This is a genomic window from Arthrobacter sp. P4_H3, assembly GCF_056400885.1.
Genome location: NZ_JBFUKK010000040.1, coordinates 1 through 8,279 on the forward strand (window position 1 = coordinate 1; position 8,279 = coordinate 8,279).

Genomic DNA, 8,279 nt, shown 5'->3' on the forward strand with positions numbered 1-8,279 from the left:
GCGATGTCGTCGAAGTAGCCGGTGCCGACTTCGCGCTGGTGCTTGGTCGCGGTGTAGCCGCGGGACTCGGAGGCGAATTCCTTTTCCTGGAGCTCGACGTAGGCGCTCATGCCTTCACGGGCGTAACCGTGGGCGAGGTCGAACATCGAGTAGTTCAGGGCGTGGAAGCCGGCCAGGGTGATGAACTGGAACGTGAAGCCCATGGCGCCGAGTTCACGCTGGAACTTCGCGATCGTGGCGTCGTCCAGGTGCTTGCGCCAGTTGAACGACGGCGAGCAGTTGTAGGAGAGCATCTGGTCCGGGAAGTCGGCCTTGACGGCTTCGGCGAACTTGCGGGCCAGCTCCAGGTCCGGGGTGCCCGTTTCCATCCAGATGAGGTCGGAATACGGGGCGTAGGCCTTGGCGCGGGCGATGCAGGGTTCGATGCCGTTGCGGACCTTGTAGAAGCCCTCCGCGGTGCGAACCGGCTGGCCGCCTTCGCGGAGGACGAATTCCTGGTCGCGGGGATCGACGTCGGAGGTGATCAGGGTTGCTGCCTCGGCGTCGGTGCGGGCGATGACCACCGACGGGGTGCCGGCGACGTCGGCGGCCAGGCGGGCCGCGTTCAGGGTGCGGACGTGCTGCTGGGTGGGGATCAGCACCTTGCCGCCGAGGTGGCCGCACTTCTTCTCTGAAGCGAGCTGGTCCTCCCAGTGAACGCCCGCGGCGCCGGCCTGGATCATGGATTTCATGAGCTCGTAGGCGTTCAGCGGTCCGCCGAAGCCTGCCTCGGCGTCGGCAACGATGGGCACCATCCAGTCCTCAACGGTCTGGATGCCCTCGGAGAATTCGATCTGGTCGGCGCGGAGCAGGGCGTTGTTGATGCGGCGGACCACTGTGGGAACCGAGTTGGCCGGGTACAGCGACTGGTCCGGGTAGGTGTGGCCCGAGTTGTTGGCGTCCGCGGCAACCTGCCAGCCCGAGAGGTAGATGGCGCGGAGGCCGGCCTTGACCTGCTGCACGGCCTGGTTGCCGGTGAGGGCACCGAGTGCGTTGGTGTAGCCGCCGGTCTTGTGCTCTTCGGTCAGCTGCTTCCACAGCTTCTCGGAGCCACGGCGGGCCAGGGTGTGCTCTTCGGAGACCCGGCCGCGGAGTCGGACGACGTCCGTTGCCTTGTAGTCACGGGTCACACCTTCCCAGCGGGGGTTGGCGGCCCACTCGAGCTCCAGGGCGGCGGCCTGCTCTTCGGGCGTCTGCTGGGTGGGCTCAAATGCTGCAGTCATCTTTGTCTCCTTGTTTGTGCTCCGGGTTGTCCGGGCCGACCCCGTCCTGCGCCTTTGCAATGGGGGCCGGCCCGGACCGGTGCGGTGTTTCTTTCCGTGAGATCTACTTTTCAGCACTTTCAAGAGGGTTGCTAGATGAAAACCATGGAAAGAAGTGCACTTCTTCCCGTATGCTCAATAAATGTCCCCTACAAGCTGGAACCGCCAAGCCGCCACCCCGCCGTCGTCCCCCGGCGCCCCCGAAGTGGACGTCATCAGCCTGGGCCGCCGCGTGCGGCACCTGCGCAAAGCGGCGGGCATGACACTCGATGACCTGAGTGCCGCCGTCGGGACCGCACCGAGCCAGCTGAGCCTGATCGAGAACGGTAAGCGTGAGCCGAAACTGGGGCTGCTTCAGCTGCTTGCGACGGCACTGAGCGTGACCATTGACCAGCTGCTCGGGGCGGAGCCGCCAAACCGGCGCGCGGCGCTCGAGATCGAGCTGGAACGGTACCAGCGCAGCCCCATCTACGAGTCCCTCAACCTGCCGAAAATCCGCATCAGCTCGCGGCTCCCGATGGATGTTTTGGAGTCCATGGTGGGCCTGCAGCACGAGCTGGAGCGCAAACTCAATGAGCAGGTGGCGACGCCCGAAGAGGCCCGCCGCGCCAACGCTGAACTGCGGGCGATGATGCGCGAGCGGAACAACTACTTCCCGGAGTACGAGGCCGAGGCGCAGAAGGTCCTGGCCTCGGTGGGACACACCAGCGGTCCGCTGTCGCATCACGTCATCGCGGACATTGCCGGTCACCTCGGGTTCACCCTCCACCACGTGGGAGACCTGCCGCATTCCACCCGTTCCGTGACGGATCTGAAGAACCACCGGATTTACCTGACGCAGAACCAGCGCTCGGAGCATGACCCCCGGTCGGTACTCCTGCAGGCGCTGGGCCACTACGTCCTGGGCCACCAGACCCCCAACAACTACGGGGATTTTCTGATGCAGCGCGTCGCCACCAATTATTTTGCGGCAGCGCTGATGCTCCCGGAGCAGGCCACCGTGGACTTCCTGCAGAAAGCCAAGCAAGCCAAGGAAATCGCCGTGGAGGACGTCCGGGACGCTTTCGCTGTGTCCTATGAAACGGCCGCCCACCGGTTCACCAACCTGGCCACCCAGCACCTGGACATCCGCACCCACTTCCAGAAGACCCATAAGAGCGGCATCATCTACAAGGCCTACGAGAACGACGGCGTGACGTTCCCGCAGGACCACACCGGCGCCATCGAGGGCCAGCCGTCGTGCAAATACTGGACCAGCCGCATGGTGTTCGATGTGGCGGACAAGTTCAGTGCGTACAACCAGTACACGGACACCCCGGCGGGGACGTACTGGTGCACGGCGCGGACTGAGCGCTCGGCGAACGGCGAGTTTTCGCTGTCCGTCGGGGTGCCGTACGCGCAGGTGAAATGGTTCCGCGGGCGGGAAACCACCGAGCGGTCAAAGTCCACGTGCCCTGACGAGAACTGCTGCCGCCGGCCGCCGGCCTCGCTGACGTCGGAATGGGCGGGCAACGCCTGGCCGTCCGCCCGGGCACACTCCCACCTGCTGGCCGCCATGCCGCCGGGTGCTTTCCCGGGCGTGGACGAGACCGAGGTGTATTCGTTCCTGCAGGCGCACTCCGGGAGCTGAACGCTCTCTCACTTCCTGCGGTGTTTCCCGAAGCGCTCCCTCACTTCCTTGGGGATAGTGAGAGAGCGTTTCGGGTTTTCGTGCAAAAAGTGAGAGAGCGTTGCGGTTACCCGTGGAGTTCCCGGTAGGCATCAGCGGCTGCCGGGTGCAACGGCAGGCCGGCAGTGTTGATCAGCGACTCCGGGCTCAGGAACTGGACCCCCAGGCTGGAGCGGGGGATCAGTTCCTCGGCGTGGCCCACCAGCAGTTCGACGGTCCTCTTCACGGTCCTCCCGTCCAGGTCGTTCCGGCACAGGAGGAGATTCGCCACCCCCACCGTCCAGACAGCGGGAATGCCCTCGTAGCTGCCCCCGGGGATCAGCACGCGGTCGTAGTAGGGGCCATAGCGGGTCCGTGTGGACGGAATCAACGCCGAGAGATCCAGGAATGCCAGGGCGGCCTTCTTGTTGCTGTCAGCGATTGCGGCCGTTGGCACGCCGCCGGACCAGAACAGGGCGTCCACTGATCCGTCCTGCAGGGCTGCCACGCCATCGTTGAGCCCGAGGTTCAGCACGGTCACTGTCTTTTCGGTGGCGGCAGCGGAGGCAGTGCCAACAGCAGCAGACCCCAGCCCGGCAGCCTCGATCAGGCGAGGAGTGGTCAACGAGGTCCCGGAACCGGGCTCGCCAACAGCCACTGTCCTCCCGGCCAGTCCGGCGAGGTCGCGGATGCCGCTGCCCTTCCGCACAACGCAGTGCACGTAATTTTCGTACACCCTTCCGAGGGCCGTGACTCCGCCGCCAGACGTGCCGTGTGTTGCCACCTGCTGGGCGGCGGCATCGGCCAGCGCGACGGCGAACGTGGCCTGCCCCGTCAGCAGCTGACCCAGGTTATCCAGGCTGCCTCCGGTAGTCAGGGCCACCGCATGGTCTGCCACGCCATGACGTTGGAGGGACTCCGCCAGCAGCGTGGCGAACTCCAGGTAGAACCCTCCCGGCTCACCCCCGGCCACGGTCACCGTGCCCGGACGGTCCTCGGGAGTGCAGGCGCTGAGGGCCGGCAAAAGCAGTCCCGCCAGCCCGGCAGCAAGCCCGGCCTTGAGGGCGGTCCGCCTCGGCGGAAGGCCCCCGGAGCCGGCTGCCGCGAAAGTCAGGCCAGTCATGCAGGGCCCTCCTTACCTGGCCGGGCCACGGCCCGCGGAAACTCGATGCGTGCGATCAGGCCGTGCGGTGAGGCATCCGCCAGCAGCAGGCGGCCCCCGTTGGCTCCCGCCAGTTTGTCCACGATGGTCATGCCCAGGCCGTTGCCGCGGATCTCCCGGTGCTGCGGGGAACGCCAGAACCGGCGCGTGGCAGCAGCACGTTCCGCGGCGGAAAGCCCGGGGCCGTCGTCGGAGATTTCGACGGCGACCGCGTCCGGACGGACCCTGACTGCCACCGAGATGCGGGCAGGGGCTGCGTATTTGATGGCGTTGTTGATCAGTTCCCCCGCCATCTGGGCCAGTTCGGCCGCGTTGCAGGCGATGTGCACCGCCGGGTCCGGCGGATCGCCCAGCAGGATTGATGAGCCGCTGCGCCGTGCCGCAGGTCCTGCCCGTTCGGTTTCTTCCTGCAGGACAGGGTAAGGATCCACCACCCCCGGGAGCCCCCGGGAAGGGGTCCCCAGCGGCCCTCCGGCAGAGTCTTCGAAGACCCTGTGCTCGGCCGTGGCCAGCCTCAATACCCCGTCCAGGATCTCTTCCACACGTTCCAGTTCCGCCAGTACTCCGGCTGCGGCCTTGTGTTCCCTGGCTGTTTGCAGTTCAAGCTGCAGTAAGTCGACCCTCAACCGCAGGGCGCCCACGGGATTGCGCAGCTGATGGGACGTGTCGGCAATCAGTTGGCGCTGGGACTCGATGCTGTCGCTGACTGTCCGCGCCATTCTGGTGAAGGAACGGCTCAGTTCCCGCAGTTCCGGTGGACCATCCTCAGGAAGCTGGCCGGTCCTGCCTGTTGCCTCAAGCTCCGTCACCGCCGAATTCAGGCGGTGCACAGGACGCAGCACCCACCTGGTCACGCGGGCGGCGCCGAGGAGGAGCACTGCGGTGAGGGCGGCGGCAGCGACTCCGACAAGGAGCCACCGCTCCCGCAGCTTCTGCCGGGCCGCCTCCAGGTTGACGTCCAGGACCGCCTCGCCAAGAACCTGGCTAGCGCTGCCGAAGGAGCGTGAAATGACCTCGGAACCGGTTCCGAACGGCTGAAGCGGAGCGAGCGTGGTGTCGTTGAGGTTCAGGTTCGCCCTGGCCAGCGCATCGCGGACGTCTGCCCTCTCTTCGCTCAGGCCGCCCGAGCGCAGCGTGCCTGCCTGGAGGCGGATCAGGACCCCCTCCCCATACAGTTCCGAGTATCTGTCCATCTCGGTCTGCAACTGCGTGGCGTCTCCTCCGTCCGTGGCGGCGTCGAACGCCACCTGCGCGAGGCGGTTGAGGGCGGCAGCCCGGTTGATCTGGAGTTCCTGGGTAAGCTCCCGGCTGGCCGACGTCAGGATGGCGGTGGAGGCGAAGATGACGATGAGGACGGACAGGATGCTCAGGACACCGAGGACTCGCAGCTTCACGCAGGACCCGCCTCGACCCGGTAGCCCACGCCGCGGACGTTGATGATGAAGCCCGGCATCTGGAGTTTCGCCCGCAGGCCTGTCAGGTGCACGTCGAGGGATCGGGAGGAGGCAAGGAACGCATCGCCCCATAGCGCGTCCAGGATCTGCTCCCGGGTGACCACCGAACCCGCGTGGCTTGCCAGGAGCGCGAGCAGGTCGAACTCGGTGGCGGTCAACGGCAGGACCCTGGGACCGATCGCGGCCACCCGCCGTTCGAGGTCCACCTCGAGTTCGCCCAGCACGATGGTCCGCTGCCTGGTGTCCTTTGCACGGCCTGCCCGCCGGGTGACGGCCTCGATGCGGGCGAGGAGCTCAACCAGTTTCACCGGCTTGACGAGGTAGTCATCGGCTCCGGACCGCAGCCCAAGCACCACGCTGCGCTCGTCGTCGCGGGCTGTGAGGATCAGGATCGGGACGGGTGTGACCTGGCGAAGCTTGCGCAGGACGTCGAGGCCGTCCATGTCGGGAAGGCCCAGATCGAGCAGGATCACCTCATAACGCCGGTGTTCCAGGAGTGCGTCCGCTCCGCGGGCAACCCGGGAAGCCGTGTGTCCGGCGGAAACCACGGCTGCGTCGAGGGCGGACGCCATGGCGTCGTCGTCCTCGACGATGAGCACATCCATGGCCTGTTTCCTGTTCGTATGAGCGGTGTTTTCTTCCCCGGCCCGCCTTTGGAGATTACCCCGTCTACCGATTTTCCGCCCTGCCGGGCCCTGAACGCACCAGGCGCGGTCCTGCATCCGCCAGATGCCGGGGGCAAAGCGCAGATCCATCAGGGCAACCCGGGAGCTAAACCTAAGGAAGTGTTAGGACTTCCCCTCCGGCGTTGGCTGTGCGGTGGATCACGAATAGCTTGGATGGAGTCCCCGGCTTTCCGGGGACTGCCGATGTCGAGGAGGAACCATGAGCAATGTTGCCGTGGACAGCACGAAAGTACGCCCGGAACGGCTGCCGGTGGCGGCGCCGTCAAGGAAGGTTCAGCGATGAGCACCCAGCAAACCGAAGTCCAGAGCGAGTCAGCCCAGACCCGCCGGGCCGTGAGCAACATCCTCAAGGGCTCGGCCGGCAACCTCGTGGAATGGTACGACCTCTACGTCTACACGGTCTTTGCCGCCTACTTCCAGTCCCACTTCTTCAACTCCAAGGACGAGCTGCAGGCCGGCCTTGAAGCGATGGCAGTGTTCTCGACGTCGTTCCTGATGCGCCCCATCGGCGCCTGGTTCTTCGGCCGCTACGCGGACCGTAAAGGCCGCAAGGCCGCGCTGACACTCAGCGTGACGATGATGTCCGCGGGGTCCTTCGCCATCGCGCTCCTGCCCACTACCCAGCAGGTCGGCGTCTGGGCCTTGGTGCTGCTGATCCTGATCCGCCTGGTCCAGGGCTTCTCCGTGGGCGGCGAATACGGCACCAGTGCCACGTACATGTCCGAGGCCGCCACGTCCAAGCGCCGCGGCTTCTTCTCCAGCTTCCAGTACGTCACCCTGATCGGCGGCCAGATGATGGCCCTGCTGGTCCTGGTCATCCTGCAGAACTTCATGCCCAAGAGCGACCTGACCGAGTGGGGCTGGCGTATCCCGTTCGCCATCGGCGGCGTAGCTGCGCTGGTTGTCCTGTGGCTGCGGCGCTCCATGGAGGAAACCGTCTCCGACGAGCAGGTTGCGGCCGCCAAGACGCCCGTCGCCGTCGGCGTAGCCCAGCCGGGCACCATGAGGCTGCTGTTCACGCAGTACTGGAAGCCGCTGCTGATCTGCATCGGCGTCACTCTCGGCGGCACCGTGGCGTTCTACACGTACACCAACTTCATCCTGAAGTTCATGAACGATACATCCGGCATCGCCAAGACCGACACCTCGGTGATCAACTTCTGGGCACTGTTCATCTTCATGCTGCTCCAGCCCGTGTACGGCATCATTTCGGACAAGGTGGGCCGCAAGCCGCTGTTGCTGTGGTTCGGCATCACCGGCGTCCTCTTCACCTGGCCACTGCTCTCCACCCTGTCCAACACCAAGGATCCGTTCACCGCGTTCCTGCTCATGATGGGCGGCCTCCTGATCGTTGGCGGCTACACCTCCATCAACGCCCTCGTGAAGGCCGAGCTGTTCCCCGCGTCCATCCGTGCCCTCGGCGTGGGGCTGGGCTACGCGATTGCCAACTCGCTCTTCGGCGGTACGGTTCCGCTGCTCGGCGCAGCCTTCCAGAAGGCCGAGCGGGTGGACCTGTTCTTCACCTACGTCACCGTCGCCATCGCCATCTCGCTGGTGGTCTACATCTTCGCCCTGCGGAACAAGAAGGCCACGCACCTGGACCGCGAACAGGGCGACGCCTGGTCGCAGTCCCGCAAGGATGACGAGAAGGACAATGACCTCGTGGACGCCTAGCGTCCAGGGGCAGAGGCTCCCGGAGAGTACGACGGCGGGTGGCCGCCCGCCGTCGTGCTCTCACCCCACCAGGACGCTCTCGCAGATCCTGCAGGAAAATCCCGGACGCTCTCTCACTTTCTTCTGGAAAGTGAACTGCTCCCCGGAAGTTGGACTGAGAAATTCAGTTCCGGCTTTCGGGGAGCAGTTTTATGCATGCACGTAGTTCATTGGCTGAGGCGCAGCGTGAGGCGGCTGTAGCGTTGTTTGAGAAGGGCGTCGGGTATCGGGCGGCGGCTCGGTTGTTGGATGCGCCCTGTGTGCCGGTCAGGGCGCTGTATGGGCGGTGGAGGATTCATGGGCAAGGAGTGCTGG

The 8,279-nt window shown here is 65.7% G+C and carries 6 protein-coding genes; 2 read left to right on the top strand and 4 right to left on the bottom strand.

The annotated features are described in order from the left end of the window. A partial coding sequence (gene aceA, locus AC1DRE_RS24955; protein ID WP_476987147.1) for an isocitrate lyase occupies positions 1-1,262 on the bottom strand: 1,262 nt, incomplete at its 3' end. A gap of 181 nt (positions 1,263-1,443) precedes the next feature. On the opposite strand from aceA, the gene AC1DRE_RS24960 reads away from it, so the two are divergent. Further along, a complete protein-coding gene (locus tag AC1DRE_RS24960) occupies positions 1,444-2,931 on the top strand; it encodes a helix-turn-helix domain-containing protein (RefSeq protein ID WP_476987148.1) in 1,488 nt (495 codons plus the stop codon). A 106-nt stretch (positions 2,932-3,037) separates the two neighbouring features. Here the strand turns inward: AC1DRE_RS24960 and AC1DRE_RS24965 are convergent, their stop codons facing one another. From AC1DRE_RS24965 to AC1DRE_RS24975, 3 genes are read right to left on the bottom strand one after another with little or no spacing between them, the layout of a single operon-like run. Beyond that, positions 3,038-4,072 carry a TAXI family TRAP transporter solute-binding subunit gene (locus AC1DRE_RS24965; protein WP_476987149.1) on the bottom strand — a complete coding sequence of 345 codons (1,035 nt, stop codon included), beginning with the start codon at positions 4,070-4,072 and terminating at the stop codon, positions 3,038-3,040. After that, a complete protein-coding gene (locus tag AC1DRE_RS24970; protein ID WP_476987150.1) occupies positions 4,069-5,505 on the bottom strand; it encodes a HAMP domain-containing sensor histidine kinase in 1,437 nt (478 codons plus the stop codon). Before AC1DRE_RS24970 ends, AC1DRE_RS24965 begins: the two co-directional genes overlap by 4 nt. Next, positions 5,502-6,170, bottom strand: coding sequence for a response regulator transcription factor (locus AC1DRE_RS24975; RefSeq protein ID WP_364126452.1), 669 nt, complete (start codon positions 6,168-6,170; stop codon positions 5,502-5,504). Before AC1DRE_RS24975 ends, AC1DRE_RS24970 begins: the two co-directional genes overlap by 4 nt. 360 nt (positions 6,171-6,530) lie before the next feature. On the opposite strand from AC1DRE_RS24975, the gene AC1DRE_RS24980 reads away from it, so the two are divergent. Continuing rightward, positions 6,531-7,925, top strand: coding sequence for an MFS transporter (locus AC1DRE_RS24980; RefSeq protein ID WP_476987151.1), 1,395 nt, complete (start codon positions 6,531-6,533; stop codon positions 7,923-7,925). The last annotated feature ends 354 nt before the right edge of the window (positions 7,926-8,279 follow it).